Origin of the sequence: Leucobacter celer subsp. astrifaciens (assembly GCF_001273835.1) — a bacterium.
Lineage (GTDB): Bacteria > Actinomycetota > Actinomycetes > Actinomycetales > Microbacteriaceae > Leucobacter > Leucobacter celer.
This window is the reverse complement of the sequence record NZ_JHEI01000144.1, coordinates 1-24340: the sequence shown is the minus strand read 5'-3', so window position 1 is coordinate 24340 and position 24340 is coordinate 1. Positions and strand designations below refer to the sequence as shown.

Annotated in this window: 19 protein-coding genes, 2 tRNA genes, 3 pseudogenes and 1 other annotated feature; of the genes and pseudogenes, 9 read left to right on the top strand and 15 right to left on the bottom strand. The window is 65.6% G+C overall.

From position 1 onward, the window contains the following. Positions 1 to 35 precede the first annotated feature (35 nt). Genes AMS65_RS15065 through AMS65_RS15055 form a run of 3 tightly spaced genes read left to right on the top strand, consistent with a single transcriptional unit; the run spans position 36 to position 2798 of the window. Positions 36 to 881 carry an ABC transporter permease gene (locus AMS65_RS15065; protein ID WP_053385002.1) on the top strand — a complete coding sequence of 282 codons (846 nt, stop codon included), beginning with the start codon at positions 36 to 38 and terminating at the stop codon, positions 879 to 881. Then, on the top strand, positions 878 to 1735 hold the full coding sequence (locus AMS65_RS15060) for an ABC transporter permease (RefSeq protein WP_053385001.1): 858 nt from the start codon (positions 878 to 880) through the stop codon (positions 1733 to 1735). Before AMS65_RS15065 ends, AMS65_RS15060 begins: the two co-directional genes overlap by 4 nt. Beyond that, complete coding sequence (locus tag AMS65_RS15055) at positions 1716 to 2798, top strand: ABC transporter ATP-binding protein (RefSeq protein ID WP_053385000.1); 1083 nt, start codon at positions 1716 to 1718, stop codon at positions 2796 to 2798. The genes AMS65_RS15060 and AMS65_RS15055 overlap by 20 nt, the downstream gene beginning before the upstream one ends. A gap of 152 nt (positions 2799 to 2950) precedes the next feature. On the opposite strand, the gene AMS65_RS15050 is transcribed toward AMS65_RS15055, so the two are convergent. After that, positions 2951 to 3385, bottom strand: a complete 435-nt coding sequence (locus tag AMS65_RS15050) for a nucleoside deaminase (RefSeq protein ID WP_053385103.1) — start codon at positions 3383 to 3385, stop codon at positions 2951 to 2953. 56 nt (positions 3386 to 3441) lie between these two features. On the opposite strand from AMS65_RS15050, the gene upp reads away from it, so the two are divergent. Next, on the top strand, positions 3442 to 4080 hold the full coding sequence (gene upp, locus AMS65_RS15045) for a uracil phosphoribosyltransferase (protein WP_053384999.1): 639 nt from the start codon (positions 3442 to 3444) through the stop codon (positions 4078 to 4080). Positions 4081 to 4217: 137 nt separating this feature from the next. On the opposite strand, the gene AMS65_RS15040 is transcribed toward upp, so the two are convergent. Next, complete coding sequence (locus AMS65_RS15040; protein WP_053384998.1) at positions 4218 to 4691, bottom strand: hypothetical protein; 474 nt, start codon at positions 4689 to 4691, stop codon at positions 4218 to 4220. 124 nt (positions 4692 to 4815) lie between these two features. Between AMS65_RS15040 and AMS65_RS15035 the strand changes: the two genes are divergently transcribed. The 3 genes from AMS65_RS15035 to AMS65_RS20850 all read left to right on the top strand — a co-directional run bounded on the left by AMS65_RS15035 (position 4816) and on the right by AMS65_RS20850 (position 6240). Beyond that, positions 4816 to 4887 (top strand) — tRNA-Thr (locus AMS65_RS15035). Between the two features lie 27 nt (positions 4888 to 4914). Next, positions 4915 to 4991, top strand: a tRNA-Met gene (locus AMS65_RS15030). A 688-nt stretch (positions 4992 to 5679) separates the two neighbouring features. Then, positions 5680 to 6240 carry a transposase-like zinc-binding domain-containing protein gene (locus AMS65_RS20850; protein WP_449405306.1) on the top strand — a complete coding sequence of 187 codons (561 nt, stop codon included), beginning with the start codon at positions 5680 to 5682 and terminating at the stop codon, positions 6238 to 6240. On the opposite strand, the pseudogene AMS65_RS15025 reads toward AMS65_RS20850, so the two are convergent. Beyond that, positions 6214 to 7450: pseudogene (locus AMS65_RS15025) on the bottom strand (IS3 family transposase). The gene AMS65_RS20850 and the pseudogene AMS65_RS15025 sit on opposite strands and share 27 nt — an antisense overlap. Then, positions 7044 to 7178: a sequence feature (AL1L pseudoknot), on the bottom strand. It overlaps the preceding pseudogene by 135 nt. Positions 7451 to 7814: 364 nt before the next feature. Here AMS65_RS15025 and AMS65_RS19155 point away from each other — a divergent pair. Further along, entirely contained in the window at positions 7815 to 8027 is a 213-nt protein-coding gene (locus AMS65_RS19155) for a hypothetical protein (RefSeq protein ID WP_053384996.1), read from the top strand. 159 nt (positions 8028 to 8186) lie between these two features. Here the strand turns inward: AMS65_RS19155 and AMS65_RS19150 are convergent, their stop codons facing one another. The 5 genes and pseudogenes from AMS65_RS19150 to AMS65_RS19990 all read right to left on the bottom strand — a co-directional run. After that, a complete protein-coding gene (locus AMS65_RS19150; protein ID WP_162231777.1) occupies positions 8187 to 9749 on the bottom strand; it encodes an S-layer homology domain-containing protein in 1563 nt (520 codons plus the stop codon). 385 nt (positions 9750 to 10134) lie between these two features. Further along, the gene (locus AMS65_RS15005; protein ID WP_053384994.1) at positions 10135 to 10353 is read right to left on the bottom strand and encodes a hypothetical protein; all 219 of its coding nucleotides are present in this window, start codon (positions 10351 to 10353) and stop codon (positions 10135 to 10137) included. Further along, a complete protein-coding gene (locus AMS65_RS20485; RefSeq protein WP_368664699.1) occupies positions 10350 to 11582 on the bottom strand; it encodes a Y-family DNA polymerase in 1233 nt (410 codons plus the stop codon). Before AMS65_RS20485 ends, AMS65_RS15005 begins: the two co-directional genes overlap by 4 nt. Continuing rightward, a pseudogene (locus AMS65_RS20480) lies at positions 11521 to 11649 on the bottom strand (Y-family DNA polymerase); the annotation flags it as partial. The gene AMS65_RS20485 and the pseudogene AMS65_RS20480, both read right to left, overlap by 62 nt. Continuing rightward, a pseudogene (locus tag AMS65_RS19990) lies at positions 11629 to 12045 on the bottom strand (LexA family protein); the annotation flags it as partial. The pseudogenes AMS65_RS19990 and AMS65_RS20480, both read right to left, overlap by 21 nt. 466 nt (positions 12046 to 12511) lie before the next feature. Here AMS65_RS19990 and AMS65_RS14990 point away from each other — a divergent pair. After that, positions 12512 to 12805 (top strand): hypothetical protein, encoded by a 294-nt coding sequence (locus AMS65_RS14990; RefSeq protein ID WP_157502335.1) that lies wholly within the window; start codon positions 12512 to 12514, stop codon positions 12803 to 12805. 315 nt (positions 12806 to 13120) lie between these two features. On the opposite strand, the gene AMS65_RS14985 is transcribed toward AMS65_RS14990, so the two are convergent. The 7 genes from AMS65_RS14985 to AMS65_RS14955 all read right to left on the bottom strand — a co-directional run. Next, the gene (locus tag AMS65_RS14985) at positions 13121 to 17053 is read right to left on the bottom strand and encodes an efflux RND transporter permease subunit (RefSeq protein ID WP_053384991.1); all 3933 of its coding nucleotides are present in this window, start codon (positions 17051 to 17053) and stop codon (positions 13121 to 13123) included. Positions 17054 to 18048: 995 nt separating this feature from the next. Further along, positions 18049 to 19317 (bottom strand): right-handed parallel beta-helix repeat-containing protein, encoded by a 1269-nt coding sequence (locus tag AMS65_RS14980; protein ID WP_162231775.1) that lies wholly within the window; start codon positions 19315 to 19317, stop codon positions 18049 to 18051. 152 nt (positions 19318 to 19469) lie between these two features. Then, complete coding sequence (locus AMS65_RS14975) at positions 19470 to 20660, bottom strand: Dyp-type peroxidase (protein WP_053384989.1); 1191 nt, start codon at positions 20658 to 20660, stop codon at positions 19470 to 19472. Next, positions 20657 to 21343: a hypothetical protein gene (locus tag AMS65_RS14970; protein WP_157502333.1), complete on the bottom strand. Its 687-nt coding sequence runs from the start codon at positions 21341 to 21343 to the stop codon at positions 20657 to 20659. The genes AMS65_RS14975 and AMS65_RS14970 overlap by 4 nt, the downstream gene beginning before the upstream one ends. An 82-nt stretch (positions 21344 to 21425) precedes the next feature. Next, positions 21426 to 22598 carry an HTTM domain-containing protein gene (locus AMS65_RS14965; protein ID WP_053384987.1) on the bottom strand — a complete coding sequence of 391 codons (1173 nt, stop codon included), beginning with the start codon at positions 22596 to 22598 and terminating at the stop codon, positions 21426 to 21428. Further along, positions 22595 to 23515 (bottom strand): DUF5819 family protein, encoded by a 921-nt coding sequence (locus tag AMS65_RS14960; protein WP_241489470.1) that lies wholly within the window; start codon positions 23513 to 23515, stop codon positions 22595 to 22597. Before AMS65_RS14960 ends, AMS65_RS14965 begins: the two co-directional genes overlap by 4 nt. Positions 23516 to 23636: 121 nt before the next feature. Then, positions 23637 to 24340 (bottom strand): LPXTG cell wall anchor domain-containing protein (locus AMS65_RS14955; protein WP_157502331.1); only part of this gene is annotated, 704 nt, incomplete at its 5' end.

Sequence of the window (24340 nt, the reverse complement as noted above, 5' to 3'; positions counted from 1 at the left end):
GTGCCGGCGCCCCCGTCTCGGTCTGCGATCCGATCATGAAACGTCTGCTTCCGGCACTGGGCCTCACCCCATTCGCCGCCTACGTGCTGCTCTTCCTCGCGGTGCCGACTCTGCTGGCCATCGGCAGCGGCTTCAGCGGGGCCGACGGCTTCACCCTCGCGGGGCTCGCGGTGCTCACCTCCCCCGCCACGCTCGAGGCCTTCGGCGCGAGCATCTGGGTGAGCGCGCTCACCGCGGTGGTCGGCGCGCTCGTCGGCGCCGTGCTCTGCTGGGCGCTCGCCGCCCTGCCTGAGAACGGCCCCCTGCGCCGCGTCGTCGACGCGGCCAGCTCGGTGCTCGCCCAGTTCGGCGGCGTGATGCTCGCCTTCGCGTTCATCGCCACCATCGGCATCCAGGGCATCGTGACCGTGATCCTGCGCGAGCGGCTGGGCATCGACATCTTCGCGGGCGGGGTCTGGCTCTACGAGCTCCCCGGCCTGATCCTGCCCTATCTCTACTTCCAGGTGCCCCTCATGGTCATCACCTTCCTGCCCGCGGTGGCGGCGCTGCGGCCCGGCTGGGCCGAGGCGGTGGCCGCACTCGGCGGCTCGAGCTGGTCGTACTGGACCCGCGTCGGACTGCCCGTGCTCGCTCCCTCCTTCCTCGGGTCGCTGCTGCTGCTCTTCGCCAACGCCTTCTCGTCGTACGCGACGGCGGCCGCGCTCATCAGCCAGGGATCGCAGATCGTCCCGCTGCAGATCCGCGCCGCGCTCATCGGCGAGACCGGTGGCAGCAGCACTGCGACGGCGGGCGTGCTCGCCCTCGGCATGATCGTGGTCATGACGGCCGTGATGCTCGTCTACGGCCGGCTCATGGCGCGCGCCGCGAGGTGGCAGCGATGAGCGCCCGCGTGCCGGGCCGCCCCTCGAAGGCCCTCGCCTACGCCGTGATCGCGGTCATCGGCGGCCTCTTCCTCGTGCCGCTCATCGCGATGCTCGAGTTCACGCTGCGCCAGACCGGCGGCGGCTACGGCCTCGAGCACTGGGCGGCGCTGTTCGACCCCGAGCAGGCGCGCCGCTACCGCGTGCTGTTCCAGGGCATCGGCAACTCGTTCGTGCTCGCCGCATTGACGCTCGGGATCGTGCTGCTGCTGTTCTTCCCCACCATCGTGCTCGTGCACTTGCGGTTCCCTCGGCTGGAGCGCGGGCTCGATCTGCTGACAGTGCTGCCGATCGCGATCCCCGCCATCGTGCTGGTGGTCGGCTTCGCCCCGATCTACCGGATCATCGGCACGACCCTCGGCTCGGGCGTATGGACGCTCAGCCTCGCGTACGGCGTGCTCGTGCTGCCCTTCGTCTACCGCGCCATCGTGGCCGACCTGCAGGGCATGGACGCGCGTGTGCGGGCCGAGGCGGGCCGGTCCCTGGGCGCCGGCTGGGGCACCGTGCTCGTGCGCATCATCGCTCCCGGGGTGCGCCGCGGCCTGCTCGCCGCGTCGCTGCTCACCGTCGCCATCGTGCTCGGCGAGTTCACCGTCTCGTCGCTGCTCAACCGCACCACACTGCAGACCGCCCTGCTGCAGATCTCCAAGTCAGACCCCTTCGTGGCCGTCGCGGTCTCGCTGCTCTCGCTCGTCGGCGCATTCGCCGTGCTGCTCATCGTGAGCAGCACCGGATCCGCCCCGAAGCGCCGCAGGCCTCGCGCCGCCCGGAACGCCCGCCCCCAGGAGGCCCCACGTGCCCATCTCCCCCGCTAGCTCCGGATCCTCGGTGCGCCTCGACCGGGTCACCAAGGCCTACGGCAGCACCACCGTGCTGCACGGCGTCGACCTGGCCCTGGCGCCCGGAGAGCTGATCTGCCTGCTCGGCCCGTCCGGCTGCGGCAAGACCACCGCGCTGCGCTGCATCGCCGGGCTCGAGCAGGTCTCGGGCGGACGCGTGCTGATCGGCGACGAGGACGTGACGGATGTGCCCGTCAACCGCCGCGACATCGGCATGGTGTTCCAGCAGTACTCGCTGTTCCCGCACCTCACCGTCGTGGGCAACGTCGAGTTCGGGCTCGAGATGCGGCGCGTGCCCAAGGCCGAACGCGTCGCCCGCGCGGGCGAGATGCTCGAGATCGTGGGGCTGTCGCACCTCGCCGAACGCTTCCCGCACGAGCTCTCGGGCGGCCAGCAGCAGCGCGTGGCCCTCGCCCGCGCCCTCGTCACGCGGCCGCGCGCACTGCTGCTCGACGAGCCCCTCTCGGCGCTCGACGCCAAGGTGCGCGTGCGGCTGCGGGAGCAGATCCGCGCCATCCAGACCGAGCTCGGCATCACGACGGTCTTCGTGACCCACGACCAGGAGGAGGCGCTCGCCGTCTCCGACCGCGTCGCGGTGATGGAGGGCGGCCGGATCGCGCAGCTCGGCACCCCGGAGGAGCTCTACCGGCGCCCGGCCTCGCCGTTCGTCGCCGATTTCGTCGGCCTCTCGAACCGGGTCGAGGGGCGGCTCGACGGGGACCGCGTGACCGTGCGGGGTGCGCAGCTGCCGGCGCTCGCCGGCGAGCACACCCGCGCGAGCGCCGGAGCCCCCGTCACGGCGTACGTGCGCCCCGAGCATGTGCGCCTCTCGTCGGCCGCGCAGCGCGGGGCCCCCGGATCGCTCAGCGCCGTCGTGGTGTCGAGCGGCTTCCTGGGACCGATCCGGCGCACCGTCGTGCAGTTCTCCGACGGCGACACGATCGCCGCCCAGCACGCCGCCGACGCCGCGTTCCGCGCGGGCGACACCGTCGAGGTGTCGTTCGCCGACGAGCCCGTCACGGTGGCCCCGCGGGCCTGATCCTTCGCAGCCCCCGCCCGCCCGTCATCCTGCGCGGAGTCGCAGGATCCACCGCTCCGCCGGTTGAGCGACCGACGCAGGAGGGAGTCGAAACCGAGATCCGTCCAAGCCGCGATCCCGGCTCGCCTCGCTCGACCGGCGAAGCCCGCGCCCTACCTGCGCGCCTCGAAGAACTCCCGCAGCAGCGCTGCGCACTCCTCGGCGCGCACGCCCGCGACCACCTCGGGCACGGGATGCGGCAGCCGGCCATCGCGCAGCAGATCGTAGACGCTGCCGACGGCGCCCGCCTTCTCGTCCCACGCGCCGAAGACGAGCCGCGGCACCCGCGCGGCGAGAATGACTCCCGCGCACATCGCGCAGGGCTCGAGCGTCACCACGAGCGTGCAGCCGTCGAGCATCCGGTCACCGCGCCGGCTCGCCGCCTCCCGGATCGCGAGCACCTCGGCGTGGGCCGTGGGATCCGGAACCGCCTCGCGGGCGTTGCGGCCCGAGCCGATCACCTCGCCGGCGGCGTCGAGCAGGATCGCCCCCACCGGGATCTCCCCCTCGGCCGCGGCACGACGCGCCTCCTCGAGCGCGCGCCCCATGGCTGCGAGCTCGGCCTGCGATGGAGGGATCAGGGTCACGGCAATAGGATAGGCCCATGCGAGTCTTCGTTGCGGATCATCCCCTCATCACCCACAAGCTCACGGTGCTTCGCGACGCCAGGACTCCTCAGCCCACGTTCCGGCTGCTCATCGAGGAGATCATGACGCTGCTGGCCTACGAGGCCACTCGCGAGGTGCACGTCGAGCCGCACGAGATCCTCACCCCCGTAGCGCCGACCACGGGCGTTCGCCTCAGCGAGCCGCTCCCCCTCATCGTGCCGATCCTGCGCGCGGGGCTGGGCATGCTCGAGGGCATGGTCAAGCTCGTGCCCACGGCCGAGGTCGGTTTCCTCGGCATGGTGCGCGACGAGCAGACGCTGCAGCCCACCACCTATGCCGAGCGCCTGCCCGAGTCGCTCGCGGGCCGTCAGTGCTTCGTGCTCGATCCCATGCTCGCGACGGGCGGATCGCTCGCCGCCGCCATCCAGTTCCTCTTCGACCGCGGCGCCGACGACGTCACCGCCATCTGCGTGCTCGGCACCCCCGAGGGCGTTGAGGTGATCCGCGAGGCCGCGGGCGACCGCAACGTGACGCTCGTGCTCGGCGCCGTCGATGACGGCCTCAACGACCAGGCCTACATCGTGCCGGGGCTCGGCGACGCCGGCGACCGCCTCTACGGCACCGTCGACCACTGATCGGGCCCGTTCCGCCCTGCGCTCAGGGCGCGAGCAAGCCCCACCCTAACCTCGTTTTCGCGCGTCAGTAGATGTCGCCAAACCGGCCGCGAGGCGACAGCTTCTGACGAGTTTGGCGGAGGAGCCGAGCAGACCGCCTACGCCAGCGGATGCGGGGCCATCTCGGTCTCGCCCGGGTACTCGTCTTCCTCGGGCTTCGGGTCGCGCGTGTCGGCGTACGCGAAGCCGAGCGAGGCGATGGCCAGGGCGAAGGCGAGAATGCCGAACGGGTTGCACAGCGCGATCGACATCTCAACCGAGAACGCCGATCCCGAGGCGAGGCTGAGGATCGAGACGAGGCCGTCGGCGGTGAGATCCGGCACCGTCAGCCCGAAGGCGACCGCGCACAGCCATGCCAGGATCAGGGTGACGATCGTGCTGCGGCTCGTGCGACGACCGCGATCCCGCGTGACCCGCAGCCGCCGCGCCAGCCAGATCTGCAGCCACACGAACACGAGCCCGATAGTGGGCAGATACCACCACGTCAGCGATCCCCCGATGCCGAACGCCCAGCGACCCACGGCCATCCACAGCGCCAATACCACCCCGACGATCGCCACGATCCGGCTCACCAGAACTCCTCTCCTCGACCCCCTCTAGCCTAGGCCCAGCACCGAACATGCCCGGCGCTCGCGGATTTCGCATCGCCCCGCAAAAAGTGCTATTCTCTAACGGTTGTCACCGCAGGGTGGCCGCGCCCCGATAGCTCAGTGGTAGAGCACTTCCATGGTAAGGAAGGGGTCGCCAGTTCAATCCTGGCTCGGGGCTCTGGCTTGTTTTCCCCTTGGGGAGCATGGCTGAGTAGCTCAGCTGGTTAGAGCGCACGACTCATAATCGTGAGGTCGCGGGATCGAGCCCCGCCTCAGCTACCAACGAGTCACCAGGGGGAGTAATGAGCCCCGCAGAAACCCCCGTCGCGGAAGCGGCGGGGGTTTCCTGGTTTACGGGAACCGCGGATTCCAAAGGCTCTCGACCCACAAGGTAGTCGAGACTCACGCCGAAGAGATCACTTAGGCGAATGAGATCTTGCGCAGTCCACCTACTGCCGCCGAGCTTGTTGTTGAACGACGTATGCGAAATTCCAATCGCGAGCGCGACCGACCTACCCGAGACGCGCCTGTTGATAAACATCAAGTGGTTGACGCGATACGAGATCTGTTGATCTTCTGAGGCTTCATACTTCGGCTCACCCATACCCCCAGAATAGCTGCGCCAATGGAAGGGTCCGAGTGAAATACGTAAATCTGCACTATTTCATTCCGTTGGCACGACATCGTTCCACTTATGCTACGGTTTGAACATGCCCCCCTCAAACGATGAAGCCCGAACGGAGCTTCAGGCATTGCTGAAACGCGAAGACCGTGATCCAGCCTGGGTCGCGCGCCGAATCGGCAAGTCATATCTGTGGGTGTGGCGCCGGCTTGCCGGCGAAACCCCCATGAAGATGGATGACTATCGCCTGATTCACGGGTTATCGGCAGAAACGTGTGGATGGAATCCTGATCTAGCCGCATAATCACGCGATAAAACCAGGATCACTATGCTCCGACACCCTTAACTGTGCCGGAATCGTCAAACACGACCCACTGCCTGCTATGCGCAACCAAGCTCGTGAAGAACGGAAGAACCGCGGCCGGCACCCAGCGCTGGCAATGCCCACACTGCAAAGCCTCTTCCGTCCGGAAACGCAACGACGTGACCCGCAAACACCAGCTCGACAAATTCCTCACCTGGCTCCTCGGGAAACATTCCCAAGCAGAAACCGACGGCCTCACCGGCCGTTCCCTCCGCGACCAAACCGGCTGGTGCTGGAACATCACCCCTAGACTGCCCACGGTCACGATCCCACCGAAGTACGTCCTGATCGATGGCACCTACATCGGGTCCTGGTGTCTCCTGATCGCGACCGACGAACAGCACACCCCGCTAGCGTGGCAATGGTGCTCGGCCGAGTCACAAGCCGCATGGGAAGCACTCCAGCGTCAAGTCCCCGCCCCACTCGTAGTGATCTGGGGTCTGGTGCACGTTGAGGTGACAACTGTGTCAGGCAGCGAGTGCGACCTGTGTCAAGTGTCGGGTTTTGTAGAGAGTGTTTTAGTTGGTTTGGGACAGAGCAAGTGAGGGCTGGCAGATCACCCAGTAGTCAGCCTCGACCTCGGCCGGTGGTCGCTGATCGAGCTCCCCGTGGAGTCGGCGCTCGTTCCACCAGTCCACGTATTCCGCGGTCGCGATCTCGAGGTCATTGATCGAGGCCCAGGGTCCCCGGTTACGCACCAGTTCAGCTTTGTAGAGCGAGTTGAGCGCTTCGGCCATCGCGTTATCGTACGAGTCACCTCTGGAACCGACTGACGCGACCGCGTCGCATTCAGCGAGCCGTTCCGTGTAGCGAATGGCTCGGTATTGCACGCCCCTGTCGCTGTGATGCGTGAGCCCTGCGAGGTCGTGACCGGCGCGTTCGCGTCGCCAGATGCCCATGCGGAGCGCGTCGAGCGCGAGATCGGTGTAGAGGCGAGTGGAGAGCTGCCAACCGACGATCATGCGCGAGTACACATCGAGCACGAACGCCGCGTACACCCACCCCGAGAACGTTCTGACGTAGGTGATGTCGGCAACCCAGAGCTCGTTCGGGCGGTCCGCTACGAACTGTCGATTCACCAGATCCAGGGGCCGGCCGGTTTCTGGCGCAGGCTTCGTCGTTCTGGGCCCCTTTGCTCGCGAGATACCTCGCAGACCGAGTTGCCTCATCAGCCTGCGCACAGTCGATTCCGCGACACGTTCACCCTCCCGCCGGAGCGCGGCATGCACTTTCCGTACCCCGTATACGTCGTAGTTCTGGGCATGGATACGAGAGATCTTCGTGCAGAGTTCTGCATCACGTTTGGCCGCGCCGACGGCGGTCGTGTTTTCACGGCGTAGTAGCTGGACGGGGCGATCTGGGCCGGTGTCTTTTCGAGGGCCCGGCAGATCGGCTCGACCCCGAACCGAGCGCGATGCGCGTCGATATACGCGGTCTTCTCGGTTATCGTGAGGGGCGGTCGAGCTCCGCCGCGAAGAAAGCCGACGCGCTCTTCAGAATCTGGTTCGCCCGACGCAGCTCACGTACCTCACGCTCGAGTTCCGTGATCCGGGCCGCATCCTCACTAGTCGTGCCGGGTCGGATGCCCTCGTCGATCTCGGCACGGCGTACCCATTTCCGGACCGTCTCAGGGAGGAGGTCGAGTTGCTTCGCGATCCTCGTGATCGCACCATCACGGGTCGCGGGGTTCTGCCGGGCTTCAATTACGAGCCGAACCGCGCGTTCACGGAGTTCTGCTGGGTAGGGGACGGGCATGATGCCGGGGGTTCCTTCCGGATAGATTCACCCTCCATCAAACACGACACGATTCACCCGACGCGACATCAGGAACGGAACGCGACATGAGCAGCATCCCAACGATCTTCGCCATCACCCACAAGTGCGGACACCAGGGGGACCGCGACCTCTCCGACGTGCCGGCCGGCAGCGCGCAGGGAAAGCGGAATGGTGGGCATCCCGCCCCTGCTTCGACTGCTACCGGAAGTCGTCCAAGCGGAAAGTCTCCACAGAGATCCAGAACGAACGCGACGCCCTCGCCCAAGCCGCGGCCGAGGACCAAGAGCGCTCCCGCCTCCCGATCCTGCGCGGCAGCGACAAACAAGTCCCGTGGGCGACACGCGTGAGATACGAACTCCTCCGCGACGCCTACACCGGTCTCGTCCAGGAAGGCGAGCACAGCGAGGACGACTTCGAGGACCAAGTCCTCGAGCCCGCACGGAAGATCGGGCGCGCGAAATGGTGGATCGACAACCGAGACTCCACGTCGGCCATGCTCATCGAACTCCTCGCAGACCCCGGTACCGAACCCGACGAGAACGAGAACCCCTGGTAAACACAATCCGGGGTACAGAAGCGCCCCTGCATCTCACAGAATGCGGGGCGCTCCGTTGCACCAGCGGCCTCCCATCAGTTACCGTCGCCGCCCTCGACGTGCAGCCGCCGGCGCTTCGGCTCAGTCGTATCCTTCAGGAAGAGCCGGGTGAGACCGGGGTTACCTGGCTCTGTAGAGGAACGCTGCCATCGCTTCTCGCGAGACGCGTTTCTTGGGCTGGTAGGCCTTACCACTGGACGTGTTCACGCCTGTGGAAAGACCGCTCGATTTCATCCAGGCGATCTCTTTCGCAAACTTATGGGTGCGTGCCACGTCAGTGAACGGTGCCTTCGAAGGCGCTTTACCTGTTTTCGGACCCTGCAGACGATACATGAACGCGGCCATCGCTTCACGGGAGACGTTGTCCTTAGGTTTGTAGACACGTTTTGAGCCCTGCTTGATGCCGGTGGAGAGACCCGAAGTGTACATCCACTCGATCTCCTTGTAGAACTTGTGGCTCTTGGGCACGTCGGCGAAGTGCTGGCCCTTCGGCTTGTAGTTTTTGGGTGCGTTCTGGCGATACAGGAACGCCGCCATCGCCTCCCTGGTCACCTGGGCCTTGGGCAGGTAGGCGAGCCCTTTCCTCGTCTTGATGCCGGTGCTTGCGCCGCTGTCGTACATCCACTGGATCTCGGTGAAGAACTTGTGGCTCCTAGGAACATCGACGAATCTGACCGGCGCTTGCAATCCCAGTGTCAACGCGTATCGGCGGTCATTGATCTGTGCAGAGGGACTGCTCGAATTGATCCTGACGAATACCTGCCCCTTGGGGAAGTGAATGTCTTGCGATGCGAGCCATGCGCCGCTCGCGTGACTGCCGTTGAGCTGGAAATACTTCAACTGGTTCTGGGAAGCGTCGAAGATCTCGACCTGGTAGGTGTTTCCCGAAGCGCTCTTCGGGAAAGTGAGTTTGACGAGTCCGTCGCCACTTCGGGGAGTGTTCATGACAAAGGTATCTTCGTCGCTCCAGTTGACCGATCCATAGATGGTGGATCCGGGGCTCACGAAGTCTGCTTCGCCGAAGTCGTTGTTGCCTTCGGTCTCAACCTTCGACAGCGGCGAGTGTGTTGCGCTGAGTTGATAGGTCTTGCCCCACACCGAACTGTTGATGCTCCCGGGCTCGACTTGAATGTAGGCCCTCCCTGGGGGCAGCAGCGTGGCGGGCACGGAAGTATTCTTGCCCGTTGAGTCGCCTCCGTCGAAAAGGTGTTGGTAACTGTTGTCAGAAGTAGCCGAATGGACGAGCACTCGATAGGCCGCTCCCGAGACATTCGACGGGAAGGTGAACTTGAGATTGAGTTGTCCATCACTCGGGATAGTGGTGTAGAACCAATCGGAGTCGTTCCATCCTGAGAGTGACCCTTTCATGGTGTCGCCGAGGGGGAGGCTGTTGGCCCGGTTGCGGTCGTTGTTCGGCTCCTTCTCGTTGCGGGTTGTTCCAGCACCGGCCGGAGCGTTGAGACTCAAAGAAGCGTCACCATGGTTGTCGTTCATCCCCACGATGCTTTCCTCAGCATCGTCTGGCTCAGCGGCGTCTACAGAACCGGTGCCTGGCGCAGGCGTCTCGATCTGAGTCTCGGATTCCTCGAACGGGGCGGCCTCGTTGAGCGGTGCCTGATCCTCTGATGATGCACCCTCGGGCTGCGTCGACTGATCCGCCGATGGTTCCGTCCCGCTGGTCATGGATGGCGCTGTCGTAGCAACCGGACCGTCCTCTGCGTGGGCCGCATTCTCCGTGAACGTCATCCCCGATAACACGAGCGCAGCTGCAACTGCAAGCGCTGGAATCCTCGTTCTGGCGTGGAACAGGGCGGACAATACTGACAAGGGCGTACTCCCTCTGACATGGATGGTTGGGCGGATCGTGCGCGAGCGTGAAGATGCACACGTTTCTCGACTGAACTTTAAAGCTCGGGGTACGGGTTCGAAAAGCAATCGATCCGAATCCGGAAAAATCGAACAAGCCTATCCGCTCGGTGGTGAGTTCTTTGCGCGACGGCACCCTGCTAACAAGTCACACCGCTCTACTTACAGTCCCGGGCGCCCGCGTTGCACCGGCTAGATCCCATCAGTCGCCGTCGTAGTTCTCGACGTGTCGCCGCCGCTTCGGCTCGGTCGTGGCCTTCAAGAAGAGGCGGACGAGGCCGCGTTTCTTCTCGAGGTAGGCGTGGCGTTCGATCTCGCCGCGCGCGTACTGGGCGTCGAGCTCCGCGATCACCTGCTCCGCGTGCTCGGCATAGTATCGGGAGCGCTGTTCCCCGAAGTCGCTGCTTGATCGGATCCTCATGCTCGGGCCTCGCAGAGTTCGTCCCAGTGGGTGGTGGCTCGCCGGGAGAGCATCTCGCGGCGCATCGTCCACACCGGCGCGCCCTTCAGTCCGCCGAGGCCGACGCCGATCGTGCCGGGGCCGAGCTTCTGGGTGATCGCGTCGAGGGTTTCCCCGATGCGGCGCCCCTCGAACTCCGGCTCGAAGAGCGAGAGCGGGGTGCGAGCGTCCTTGGGGCGCAGCGCCGTGAGAACGACGCCAGCGCGCACGTAGGCGACACCGGGCTGCAGACGCTTGAGGAGCGCGCCCGCGGCCTTCGAGATCGCGATCGGCTCGTCGGACTCCGTGGGCAGGCCGACGGCGACGTGCGGGGAGTGCGAGGGGCCTTTGGAGTGCCAGCTCGTCATCGCCCAGGCGGACACGACCCCGGCGACCTGGCCCTGCTTCCGCAGCCGGCTGCTGACCTGCTGCGCGTAGATGGAGAGCACCTGCTGCATCTCGTCCCGCTCCGACACTGGGCGGGAGAACATCCGGCTGTAGATGAGCTGGTCCTTGTAAGGGCGCTGCTCTTCGAGCGGGATGCAGGAGATCCCGCGCAGCTCCCACACGGTGCGCTCGAGCACAACCGAGAACTTCTTCCGGATCCACTTCGGTTCCGCATCGCGGAGATCTCGTGCGGTGTGAATGGTCATGGCGGCGAGCTTCTTCCCGGTACGGCCGGCAACGCCCCACAGGTCGGTGACCTCAGTACCCGCCATGATCCGGTCGAGCCACTCGGGCGGGTAGGCGCCGAGGTGGCAGACACCGCCGAGCGAGAGGTCGGCTTTCGCACCGCGGCTGGCGAGCTTCGCCTGCGTCTTCGACCGGCCGATGCCGACACGCACCGGGATCCCGGTGCATCGGAGCACCTCGGCCCGGATCTCGTGCCCGATCGCGACGAGCTCGTCGACGGTGCCGCGGAGCCCGATAAAGGACTCGTCGATCGAGTACACCTCCTGCCAGGCGGCGTACCGGCCGATGATCTCTAACACCCGCGTCGACGACGACCCGTACAGCTCGTAGTTGCTCGAGCGGGCGACAACGCCGGCGACGCGGGCGTAGTTCTTCAGCTGAAACGAGGGCGTCCCCCATCGGGATATCGCGGTCCTTCGCCTCGCGCGACATGGCAACGACGCAGCCGTCGTTGTTCGAGAGCACCACGACCGGGCGACCGTCGAGCGACGGGTCGAAGACCCGCTCACAGGACGCATAGAACGACTCGCAGTCCACGGGCGCGATCATGCGTTCACCCTTGAGGACACGGTGCAGGCTCCTCATCACCACACCCCACACCCGAAGGTCCGAGAGCGCAGCGATCTCGATGTCGGGATGCCGGCGGTTCTCGGCCGACAGCACCACTCCTCCGCCACCATCGAGGATGCGGAGCCGCTTCACGGTCATCTCCCCGTCGACGACCGCGACCACCGCATGCCCGTCCTCTGGCCGGATCGACCGGTCGACAATGAGCTCGTCACCGTCGAAGATCCCGGCCCGCACCATACTGTTCCCGCGCGCCCGGATCAGGAACGTGCTGACCCGGTTCGGCATCAAATGTTCGTTGAGGTCGATCTCGCTCGTCTGGTAGTCCTGCGATGGCGAGGGGAACCCGCACGCCACGTCGACGCCGGCGACCGCGACAAGCGCGGGCACCGCGCTCTCCGAGAGCTCCCGGATCTGATCGACGTACACCCCAACCCCGGGTGACCCCGACCCGGCTGCGCACGCTGCGCCGGCAGGGACGACTTCGTTCTCAGCTGCGACATACGATGGCTCTGAGGCCGGGTTTTGCTTTATGATATCGCTGGGGTCTCCGGAGCTACGGCTCAGGAGACAGGGAGTAGAACCGCGGATACCCATCGAAAGGCAGCTCCCACCCCGCCATGAACCCCACTCCTCAGTTCGAGCGTCTCCCCCGCAACCGGGATTACCCGCTCCATTCGCATGAGATCGACGCGGCCGCTGCGGTCGACGGCACGCTTCAGGGGCCCTGGCGAGTACTGACGTGGCGCATCTGAACCCCCAGTCCCGGAGCTCGCAGAAGATTCTGTACACGGGCGAATTTCTCGATCAGTGGACCGACGACTGCTTGGGGGTCCTCTCGGCGTCCACCGCCGACCCGTGGTGCAGGCCGGTGGTCCTCTTGCCCAATGACATCCAGGCGGAGGACTACGCTCCCTACTGCGAGGTGCGGGTCGGCTTCGAGGCGAGCAGAGCACTCGAGCACCTGACGCATCGCGACGTCCCGATCGGCCTGAACTGCATATTCATCGACTTCGCACCAGACCTGTTCCCTGATCACGACATCCTGCTCCCAGTCCTCAACGCGTGTCTGCAGGGCGACTGGCCGCAGCACCTGGCACTCGTCGTGTTCTCGCCTTCGCTCGCGGGTCTGCACGTCGAGGGGTTCGACGCACTGCGCCGACTGCCGTCGTGACCTCAGCGGAGGTCGGCCCGCTCCGCAAGGACCTATAGCCCGAGGGTTTCTCGTAGATGAACGATGCCGATGGAGGTTCTCGGCGTACTGCACTGTCTCTTCGCACTCACACGGGGTCTTGCCGATCAAGCCGGCGCCGATTCAGCGGAGCATAGCTGCGCGGCAGACAGCGGCGCAGCAGTCCTGGCCGGTCCTATCTGGACACATCGCGATCCCACGCCTGCGCTGACCCTGTCGAGCCGAACCTCGACACTCAACCCGCAAGACCTTTTGCGGAGCCTCTTACAGTTCATCAAGGATCGCCCCAGGAGGCCTTCATACTGCGCGACTCGGTGCCGCTGCGAGGACTTCGACACGCATCCGTGACTCACCGATCTGGATATCGGCTCCACTCGGAAGGATCGTAGGCAAATGGGGCAACAGCTGTCGCCCGCCGGCCCAGGTGCCGTTCGCTGAGTCGAGGTCGGTGATACAGAGCCTCCCGAGCGCATCTGCTTCGACCAACAGATGCGTTCGCGAGACCACTTTCTCAGGGCTCGGCAGGTGCACGGCAGAGTAACCCGCGGCTTCCGCCGGAGCCCGCCCGACGAGTGCAGGTGCCATGGATAGAATCGGTTCATTGCCTTCCAAACGGAAGAGAAGGCCGTGGCGCGACTCCTGCTCGTAACGCAAGAGCAACTCGGACTGCCCCGGCCGTTCGGGCTCCTCGGCTGCCTCGTCGAAATTTGACGGCTCAACTTGGGGCACAGGTGTCTCGCGCAGCACAGCCCATATCGCTTGTCCGGACTGGTCCGAAACGAATTCAATGTCGGCGAATGCACGATCAGGGCTACTCTGGCGAGGGGCCTGCCCGCCAGATTCAACCGGCTGCATGTGCGAACGCGCGCCAGCGCTCTTCTCCGGAGTCACGGGCGCTGAACCACCGCTGATCTCGCGCATCGGCCCGAGCGCTTCTTCGAACCGCAATCCCAGCATCCGACGCGCTTCACGGTGGCTGATACGCATCCCGACAGTGCTCTCTTCGAGCACCTCACCGTGCAGGAGAAGCAGATCGTATTCGCCTGCAGCGGTACGCATCCGCCATCCAGTCGCCTTCTGCGAGTCATCCGGGCCGCGGCCCCGGTAGATGAAGCAGGTACGACGTACGAGCGCTCGCCTTCGCCTCTGTGAGACCCGATGCCGCCCTGATGAGAATCGCGTTTCGCCAGGCCCCGCGAACCGCAATGATTCAGTTCGACTCAGCAGCGCGGGTAGCACCACGAGTGTCAGGGCAGTCGAAGACACCATGCCGCCGATCACCACGATGGCGAGCGGCTGGGCGACGAGGCCGCCGTGACCCGTGATGCCCAGCGCCATCGGTCCGAGCGCCAGAACGGTCGCCGCGGCCGTCATGACGACGGGGCGCATGCGCGCGGTCGCCCCCTCGACCGCGGCCTCGTCGGGCGCGACGCCCTCCGCACGCAGCTGGTTGAAGCGGTCCACGAGGACGATGGCGTTCGTCACGGCGATTCCCACCAGCATGAGCGCGCCGATGAGGGACGACACTCCGAGCGTTCCTCCCCAGAGACGCTGTGCAATGATCACGCCTGTCACCGCGAATGGCACGGAGACGAGCAGCACGAGCGGTTGCAGCAACGACCGGAACGCGGCGACCATGATCACGTAGACGATCAGCACCGAAGCCCCCAGCGCGAGCATCAGCTGCGTGAACGCGCGGCTTTGATCCTTCGCCACACCAGCCACCTCCGAGACCGTGCCGGTGGGCAGCGAGAGGCCGTCGATGACCTCCGCGATCGCTGCGGCACCCCCGCCGATGTCGGCGCCCGAGAGCGTCACGAACACGCTTCCCGAGTCGAGCCCGTTCGAGCGCTGGAGCACAAGGGGCGCATCGCGATACCGCACCTCGGCGATCTCCGAGAGAGCGATCGACCCCCGCGGGCTCGGCACCACGAGCTTCTCGATCTCATCCGCGCTCGCGACGGGCTGCGCGGGCTCCACCATCACAGGAGTGAGCGTCGCGTCGATCGTGGCGTCCATGACCTCGCGCCGATCGATCGCCGCATCGAGAAAGGCAGTCACGTCAGCCTCGGAGAGCCCGGCCTTGCGCGCCGCGGCGCGGTCGACGTCGACCACGATGGAGCTGAGGACGGGCGAGCTCGTGTCGCTGACGGAGTGCACCCCGGCCACCTCGGCCACCGCCTCGGAGATGCGGGACGACGCCTCGGCGAGGTCCGCATCATTCAGCGCCGTGACCTTCACCTCGATGTCCGAGGCGAACCCGACCTCCTGCGCCACCGCGCTGCTGAACGTGCCGAGATCCTGCGTGTCGTCCAACGCGGATTGCACGTCGGCCGAGACTGCGGCGGGGTCGGCGTTCGCCTCGATCGTAAGGGCGTAGCTCGCGAGACCGGCGCCGCCGCCGAGCGCAGCGTCCTTGAGCGGGTTGCCCGAGGTGCCGATCGACGTGCGGATCATCGTCACACCGTCCACGCTCGAGAGCAGCTTCTCGACCCGCGCCGCGTGCTCCTCCTGTGCGGTGACCGCGAGATCGGGCCGCTCCTGCTGCACCACCGTCACATATGATTGCCCGACGCCCGTGAGGTAGGAAGTCGGCAACCCCGGCACGAGCAGCAGCGCGACGAGCACCGTCACCGCGCCGAGCGCGAGCACGACGGGCGCACGGTGCACCGAGAACCGGGCGACCGGGCGGTACGCGCGCTCGATGACCAGGCGCATGCGTTCGGCCACCGGAGGCCGAGGAACCGCGCGCGCCGGGTCGATCGGAGAGACGCGCAGGAACCAGAAGGCGAGCACGGGCACGACCGTCAGGCTGACCAGCAGCGACGCAAGCAGCGCGACAGACGCGGTCAGCGCGAACGGCCGGAACATCGCACCGGTCGGCCCCTCGACGAACAACAGCGGAAAGAAGACGGCAACGGTCGTGAGCGTCGATGCGAGCACTGCGCGCGCGACCGCGAGCGTACCCGAGACCACCGCGCTCGTGCGATCTGCGTTGGTGCGCAGTTCCCGTTCGACGCTCTCGACCACGACGATCGAGTCATCCACAAGGCGCCCGATGGCGAGGGTCAGCGCGCCGAGGGTCAGCAGGTTCAGGGTGTAGTCGAGCCCCTGCATCACGAGGGCCGCAGCAAGCAGCGATAGAGGGATCGATATGAGAGCGATAAGGGTCATCCGCACGGAGAACAGGAAGAGGAGGACGACGAGGCCTGCACAGACCAGGCCGATCACACCCTCGACCGACGTGGATCCGACCGCCTGTTCGATCGCGGGTGCCTGGTTGAACGTCGTGCTGCTGCGCACAACGCCGTCTTCCTCGAGCTCGCCGAGCGCATGCTCGATCGCTCGCGCGACCTCCACCGTGTTCGCCTCGGGCACCTTGTCGACCGAGAGCAGCAGCGCGGGACTGCCGTCGACACGGGCGATCGTGCGGCGCGGGGCGTCCTGCAGCGCGACGTCGGCAACGTCGGAGAGCGCGATCGTTCCACCGCCCGGCGTCTCGATCGGGATCTGCTCGACGTCCTCGACCGATCCGAGATACTGCCCCGATTCGATCGGGGTGACGAGCCCATCGGACCGCACCTCTCCCGTGGACACCGCGCGGCCCGAAGCGAGGATCGCGCGCGAGATGTCGATTCCGGTGAGTCCCCGCGCGCGCAGGTCGTCGGAGCGGGGATCAACCGAAATCTCTCGCGCCACCGCCCCGATGAACGTGGCGCTGCGCACCCCGTCGAGCTTTCCGATATCGGAGAGTACACGCGCCCGGGCGCCTGCCGAAGGTGCGGAGTCGTCGGGAGCGGTCACTGCGGCCTGCATCACCGGCAGATCGTCGATCGAGCCCGTGCGCACCCGCGGGTCGGCCCCGTTAGGAAGCGATTCTCGCACCGAATCCACCTCACGCTGCACCTGCTGCAGCGCCTTCGCGGGCTCGGTTCCGGTCGCGAATGAGACCGCGACGACCGAGAGCCCGGAACCACTCGTGGTCGTTGTCGACGCCACACCCGGAACCGCCCGGATCGCCTGCTCGATAACCGCGGATACATCATGATCCACGACGGCGGTGCTGCCGCCTTCGAAGGACGTCACCACCGCGAGTTCTGGAGTGGGGATCGGCGGCAGCAACTCGCGCGGCAGTTGCGCGAGCGCGAACGCGCCGAACAGGGCAGTCACGACACTCACGAGCGCGACGAGCGCCCGTGCGTTCAGACATCCTCGAACGAACGCGTTCATTCGTTCCCTCTTCTCTTCACGTGGCCAGGAGTACGCGGCCGCACAAGCTGCGACCGCGCACCCTCGGGGTGTGCTTACCAGCTGACGCCTAGGGTGACGCCGCAACCGGTCAGCGCTACCGCCATCAACGCCGCTCCGGAAGCGACAAACGCAACTCGGCCGGCAAATGACCTGGTGAACGCTTTCATGTGATCTCCTTTGACTGAACTGTCGACTGACTGCGGCTCATCGCCTTGTCAGACACCAGTGATTCCAGAGTGGGACGACTACCAGGTAGCTCCGACGGTCGCGGACCCACCGCAGGCAGTGAGCGTCACCGTTGAGACGGCGACCGCAGATACGGCGAGGAAGATTCGTCCGCGTACCGATCGAGTGAACTTCTTCATGAGTGCTGTTCCTTTCTATGCGAGCGAGTTCGCCCCGCTCGACGCAATGTGCATAATCTGCGGGTCAGAAAACAGCAATGGGTTGAAAAAGCAACTCCTTTGCGTTTCCCAACCCATTCAATAGAATAACATATTAAAGAATAAGGAGTATTCTTTTTATAGTTCGTGTGGAATGGTCGAGAGGCGGGATCACTTATTAACTCCCCGAGATCTGGGATTCATGACGCACGGATCGAAGAATATTCACGCGACTTTCAGTCGATCCCAAGATCCGGCTCGTCGGGACCGCGCTCAGGATGCAAGACGGAGCGAGCGACGAACCCACGGCGAACATGTCAGGAGAGGAATAGGCCGAGCTGGGGTGTGACTGAATCGGCCTGGTTCGAGTTCCGATCTTTCTACAAGGATGGAACCATCATGCCCAGCACATACGGCCCCGAGTGTCGGCAGCGCGCGAGCGGGTGTGGCGGTGGAACCATGAGTGCCTCCACGGGGAACTGGAAATACGAGCCCCGTTCGCGCTTGAGCAGGCGCACGACGCTGAGACCGAGACCCTTCTGCCACCGACCGGTTGACAGAAAACCCGGCCGGAACCCTCACCCGTCCAATTCAGATAGAGGCCAGACGAGGACGATCGACAGTGTTCGGCAGCGCCGGCGGCACCGAGTCAGTCGCACGCAGACTCTCCTGCTCTGGAGGGAGAGGCACCTCGAGGTAGCTCATCCCCGGCGGCGGCTCCGGCCTGGACTCCTCCCCCTCGGTGCTCGGCTGCGCGCGGGAGCAGTCGAGCAGCAGCGCGGCCGGGAGCGTGGTCACCTCACCATCGACGCAATTGCCGTGTGCGGCTGCACGCCGGCTCGACGCATTGAGCAGGTCGACACCGTTCTCCTCGAAGTTATTCGCAGTGAAACGGTTGTCCGACGAGGCGATGTCCTCTGCGCTGGAGAGGCTGATCCCGGCCACCGGGTTGCCTGTGATGACGTTGCGTTCGAAGACGTTCTCACTCGCCCCGCTGAGACCGACCCCGATCCCCCACCCGCCCTGCGCATGGGACGGCGATCGATCTGAGATGTTATCGGAGATCGTGTTCCCAGCGATCCAGTTGGCCTCCTGCGGGGCGAAGGCTTCTTGATAGTTCGAGAGGAACGTCATGCCGATACGGTTCCTGCTGAAGTCGTTGGACACGATCCACACACTGTCCGATGCGTTCGCGTTCTCGAATCCCACCGCATTGTTCTCAGCGGTATTGCCTTCCACGAGGATCCCGCATTCGCGGCACTGACCGACGTAGATCCCGCTGTCCGCGGACCCCGAGGCGTAGGAGTCCCGGATCACGCCGTTCTGCGCGTTGAACGCGTAGATGCCGTACAGCCCGTTATTCGTCGCGGTGACGTGATCGACCAGGAAACGCTGCAGAGGCGGGAACTCCTCCGGGTCCAAGGTCGTGTAGCCGGCGTTCTCGCGCGCGGAGGGGCCTCCCTCTTCGGTGAACATTCCCGTCACGAGCACCCCGTAGAAGGTGGCGCGCGTGACGGTGAGGTTCTCGACCGTGATCCCGGACGCGACGCCCACGACCCCGTAAGGGCGGCGACCTTCCCCGTCGATGATCACCTCGTTGCGGTCCTCGCCCCGCAGCGTCACACCGTTCTTCTTGATGAGGACCTCCTCATGATAGGTCCCCGGAGCCACCAGCACGAGTCCACCCTCGGCCACGAGTTCCATCGCTTCCGAGATGGTCGCCGCTTCCTCCGGCACCCGCACCACATCCTGCGTCGGTGGCGCGGCACAGGAGACAAGGCCCAGCACCGCGCTCGAGATCAGCATCAGCACCGCGGCCGGCACACCCCGCTTCAATTTGCTTCCTCGCATATCAGTCATCTTTTCCTTCATCCCTCAATTGCTTCTGCAGTGTCGGCCGCACTGCACCGTTGCAGCGTCGGGTGAGCACCGCAACACCGGAGGATTCCCCGCGCTCTCCACCCGTATCACCGGACGAACTCCGCGCAGCCGCATCACTCGCGTCGCTCGGGTCACTCGTCGGCATGGAGCGTCTTCCCCAACGGCCGGCGTTGCGTGAATCCCGGCAAGACCAAGAACGTCGCACTCGCGGTGGCACGAGCGAAGCTCATGAGTTCATCACCGACCTCGTCCATGCGTCGTTGCGTCTCCACGTAACTCCGCAGGTCCCGCTGGTAGGAGATGAACAGCAGGCCCGCATCATCAGCACCGTCGTCATACGCGTAGCTCCGGCGCAGCATCAAACGACTCCCCGTGAAAGAGGGATGGGCCGCTCGCAGATGAGATCGCGCTGGGATCACGAATTCTCCCTCGGGGGTCTTCGCCTGCAGGTCTCCCTCCGCGAAGGGATCTCCGCCCGTGAGCGGAACCCCCGAGAGATCCCGTCCGATCGCACGCTCACGGTCAGGAAGCGGCAGAGCGGCAAACCCCTGACGATCGAGCCGGAAACGTCGAATCACGCAGATGGTGGCGCGTGCATCCCGCGGCCCGAACCACACGTTCTCGGTGAGCTCGTCCTCACCGTGCGGCACGATGACACCGTCATGGAACCCGAGGGGGTTCCGAGCCCGGGGTCCGTCCGAGGGCGACCGCGCACCCCGCTGCTTCCAGCGCAACTCGGCCCCGGGGATCGTTACGCGCAAGGCGTCTGCCACAGGGTCGAGAGCACCGGGATCATCGGCCGCGATCAGCAGCATCAGGTCTCCGCCGAGTCGTTGCGGCTCGATCCTCTCGTCGTCTCGGAACAGGGGCAGAGGCTCACCTCCGGGCAGCGACGCTCCGTAGATCCTCACCAGTTCGGGGCCGAGTCCGACCGTGACAGTCAGATCGCCAGCACCATCAGGCAGGATAGGATTTCCGGCGCCGGAGCCGGTAAGCTCGAGGATTCGCTCTCCCAGAGCCGCGAGTTCCGGAGCGGGCTCCTGGCTTTCCCACCCGAGCACGAGCAGCAGGGCATGACGCTGTGGCGCCCAGGGACGGTCCACACCTGCCTGGGACGCCCCCGCGCACTCGACGCGGGCTGCGGCTCCGGGCGGCTCCGAACCACCGGAGTTTTCGGTGGGCGACGCCAGCGGAGAAGAGACGTCCCGCTCCAGCGCCCGCGCTGCGGCTGCCCCGAGTGCTGCACCGCCGAGCGCACCGCCACCGAGCGCACCGAGCACTGTCCGGCGGCTGAGGGCCGGACTCGATTCGGATCCCGTCACTTCGCTTCGCCTCCTTCAGCCGGCGCCGGACGGGGTACCCTCAGCGTGCTCGAAGCCCCGTACCGGATCGTCGAAGAACTGTTCTCGGAGCGACCGATGCGGGCTTCTTCCACTCGCCCCTCGGGGGAGATCCGCACCGAGGGCAGCAGCGGGTTCTGCGCGGGGACCGATCCCGCTGCACGCACCTCGTCAGCCGAGGGGAGCTGCACCCAGATGCCGACCTCGGTGGCTTCCAACCACACGGCATCGGACTGCTCGATGAGCTTCGGATTATCGGGTCGATCGAATCCATACCCGGCTACGAACACGAGCACGGCCCCGATCGGCCCACTCACCGCATCCTCGCGGGCCAGAAAGCGCCAGTCCTTCCGCGCTCCGAACTCATCGATGGCCTCAGCCAGGTCGATGTCGTCGTCCTGCAGGCCGAGCTCACCAAGCACATCGTAATCCCACCAGACCACCGACGGCGCCTCCCCCTCAGCCTCGAGCCTGGCGATACCCGCACCTGACACGTAGTCGAACACTCCGCTGCCGGCGATCTTCCTCGACTCGAGCGACACCTCGAATTGGAATTCACGTGCACCTTCGGAGAAGTTTGCGAAGCGGGACACCGCGACGAGCTCTGCCTCGTCGCTTGTCAAGAACCTCGGCGCGGACGGCTTCAGCAGGGTGTTCCAGGTCACGACGCCCCCAACCCCCAATGCCGCGACAAGCACGGCCGCCCCCAGCAGGAGTCGCCATCGCGTCGGTTGCGCGCCCGTCATCTCACGCTCCCGAAGCGGCGCCCGAGCCGTTGCGTTCCAGGGCAGGCGGCTCCACCGTTACTTCCAGGCGCTGTTGACCGGACGAATCCGAGCCTTCACCGAGACCTGCGCCGACTCTCGTGCGCGCACTCCCGACCCAGAGGCCGCGTATCCCCGCGCATACACGTTGCCAGCTCCGATCCCGGATGAACACGGAATCGATGGCGATCATGGTGAGGGAGAACCAGGGCAATCCCATGAGCACCGCGATGCCGATGTGGAACGAGAGAATCCCGAACAGTGCGATGATCCTGGTGACGCGGTTGAGCAGCATCCACGGGAATGCGGCCTGAATGAACACCGACCCGAGTGTGAACATCGCCACCAGGGGACCCCACGCAGTGAGGAAGTCGGCCAGAACGGGCCAGGTGCCGAAGCGCTGGGTGGCGAGGGGATCGTAGACCGCGGTCCCCTCCCGCCACGGCGCGCCTCCGGCTTTGAAGAGCGCGCCGGAGGTGTATACGAAGACCACCTGTGCGATCAATGCGACCAGCGCGAGATTGTGAATGACCGTGGCGATCTGGTTGGGCACGCCTCCTTCGGCAAACCAGGGCTTGCGAGCCCGCCGCCGGGAATCGAGGGACCAGTGGCACGCCGCATCAGTCAGCAGGAGAAGCAGGAACGCGATCCGGAACATGTTGTCGCCCTGATCACCGAGCATGTCGTTGGACTCGATGAAGCTCACCCACATCACCCAGAACACCGGCCCCACGATCCGGAACCGCCATCCGAGGATCACCAGAACCGCAAGCGCGGTGAGGCCGAGGTAGCTCAGGGTGAAGAGCAGATTGTTCCCCATGATCCTGGGGAAGTAGCTGAACACCCACATCTGGGCGAAGTCCGTGACGGGTGCCGCGAGTTCTCCGTTCCATGCGGCTCCGGCGCCGAATGAGTACAGGCGTGTCGACCAGTTGCTCAGCAGCAGTCCGAGTGCGCTGCACCCCATGAGCACCCGGGTGACCGCGAGACCGTACTGGGCGCGTTTCGCGTCGAACAGCCATGAGGTCGCGCCGCGCCAACCAATCAGCATCGCGATCAGCGCACGGTGCGCGACGGCGCTGACGAGACGACCGAAGAAGACGAAACCGCGCGGCACTGCAACGGTCTCACCGACGGTCTTCGTTGTATCGTTCATCGACTTACCTTGACTCCCGTGTCGCCCTCGTACAGTTTCTGGAACACCCGCGCGAATGCTTCTTCGTCCTGCCCCTCCACGACGTGCGGCTCTCGCCAGCCCGGGAGCACGATGCTCGGTTCCGGACGTTCAGCACCGGGATCGTTGCGCTCCGCGAACGGCACGACATTCTGGCGGCTGACGCGGAACTGCACGCGGATCACGTCATCGCCCCACATGGCCTTCGCCACCTGCGTTGCGTACGCCATGGCTTTCCCTTCGACCTTGAGAAACTTCTCGACGACGACCGGGCTCTGTACCGCATCGGTCTCGGTGCTCGTCTCATCAACGCTCAGAGCCTCGAGATCATTGGTGAGCATGAGCCGCCATTCTTCTCCCAGCAGATCATCTGCAACCACGTCACGCTGCCGACCGTTCAAGTTGCGCCACGCATTCATGTAGTCCGACGCCAGTTCTTCCGCTTGGATACCCGCACGCGGAGGGAAGAGGTTGTTGATCACAGACGAGAGTTCGGCGCCGTTCGCGGAGACCCACTTCGTCTCGGCCTTTTCTCCGCCAGTGCCCGCGATCACAGCGCGCACGTTGAAGTGGTAGTCGCCATTGATCGGCTCTGGAGCGAACACCGTCCACGACTGCCCGAACATGGGCAGCATGTAGGACGACAGAGCACCTGTCGGCGCGAGCTGCCGAAGGGGCGAAGGCGGGAAAATCCACAGGAACGACGCGAATACGTGCCAGGCGGTCAACACCACCGCCAGCACTGCAAAGACCTTGACGACGATCGGCCGCTTGCGAAGAACCGGCGGTGCGCCCCGCCCGAGCGCTGCAGTTGTGTCGTTCTGCTCGCTCTCGCCTGGAGAGTCCGCGTCAACGTTGGCGATGAGTTGCGGTGACGGAGAGATATCTGTAACGGTCATGGGCCCGACTCGATTCAGCTGGTAGGAAAACGGCGTACGTGCGGTCCTCCGTCTTGCAGGACGGAGGACCGCACGCGGTCACAAGTGGGCGCCTACCCTGGTGGGGTGCCCACCCGAGCGATCACTCCGAGGATTCCGCGGTGATCACCGGGTTCTCGGAACGACGGCGCTTCAGGAAGAGCACCGAACCACCCGCGAGGGCGACGATCGCCGCAGCGATAGCAGCCCAGAGGCCGCTGCTGCCGGATCCGGTCACCGCGAGTGCTCCCGCTGCCTTCCCTTCGGCGGACGAGTTGGCTCCGCTGGAGATGTCGGCCGACGCGTTGGCCGAGGCCTGCTCGTCGGCAGCAGCCTTCGCCGCAGCCTCCGCACTCACATCCGCCGCAGCCGATGCCGCCGACTCCGCATCGGGACGCGCCGCAGCCTTCGCCGCAGCCTTCGCCGCGGGATCGGCGTCAGCGCTCGCCTTCGCCGAAGCGGAAGCGGTCTGAGCTGCGTTGGCGTTCGAATCACTCTCAGCGCCCGCCGATGCGTTCGCAGTCGCGGCGGCCTGAGCAGCCGCAGCAGCCTGAGCAGTCGCGGCGGCCTGAGCAGCCGCAGCAGCCTCGGCGTTCGGATCAGACGTCGCATCCGCAGACGCCGACGAAGACGCCGCAGGGTCGGCCGCAGCCTCAGCCGCAGCCTCAGCGTTCGGGTCAGCGGCAGCCGACGCCGCCGACTCCGCATCGGGACGCGCCGCAGCCTTCGCCGCAGCCTTCGCCGCGGGATCACCATCAGGATCGGCCGCAGCCGTCGCAGCCGCGGTCGCCGAAGCACCCGCATTCG

Excerpts from the sequence above, each read along its gene's own strand:
- AMS65_RS15065 (WP_053385002.1), top strand. The coding sequence starts at position 36 with ATGAAACGTCTGCTTCCGGCACTGGGCCTCACCCCATTCGCCGCCTAC.
- AMS65_RS15060 (WP_053385001.1), top strand. The coding sequence starts at position 878 with ATGAGCGCCCGCGTGCCGGGCCGCCCCTCGAAGGCCCTCGCCTACGCC.
- AMS65_RS15050 (WP_053385103.1), bottom strand. The coding sequence starts at position 3,385 with ATGGGGCGCGCGCTCGAGGAGGCGCGTCGTGCCGCGGCCGAGGGGGAG.
- upp (WP_053384999.1), top strand. The coding sequence starts at position 3,442 with ATGCGAGTCTTCGTTGCGGATCATCCCCTCATCACCCACAAGCTCACG.
- AMS65_RS19150 (WP_162231777.1), bottom strand. The coding sequence starts at position 9,749 with ATGACCAGCGGGACGGAACCATCGGCGGATCAGTCGACGCAGCCCGAG.
- AMS65_RS15005 (WP_053384994.1), bottom strand. The coding sequence starts at position 10,353 with ATGAGGATCCGATCAAGCAGCGACTTCGGGGAACAGCGCTCCCGATAC.
- AMS65_RS20485 (WP_368664699.1), bottom strand. The coding sequence starts at position 11,582 with ATGCGTCCTGTGAGCGGGTCTTCGACCCGTCGCTCGACGGTCGCCCGG.
- AMS65_RS14985 (WP_053384991.1), bottom strand. The coding sequence starts at position 17,053 with ATGAACGCGTTCGTTCGAGGATGTCTGAACGCACGGGCGCTCGTCGCG.
- AMS65_RS14980 (WP_162231775.1), bottom strand. The coding sequence starts at position 19,317 with ATGACTGATATGCGAGGAAGCAAATTGAAGCGGGGTGTGCCGGCCGCG.
- AMS65_RS14965 (WP_053384987.1), bottom strand. The coding sequence starts at position 22,598 with ATGAACGATACAACGAAGACCGTCGGTGAGACCGTTGCAGTGCCGCGC.
- AMS65_RS14960 (WP_241489470.1), bottom strand. The coding sequence starts at position 23,515 with ATGACCGTTACAGATATCTCTCCGTCACCGCAACTCATCGCCAACGTT.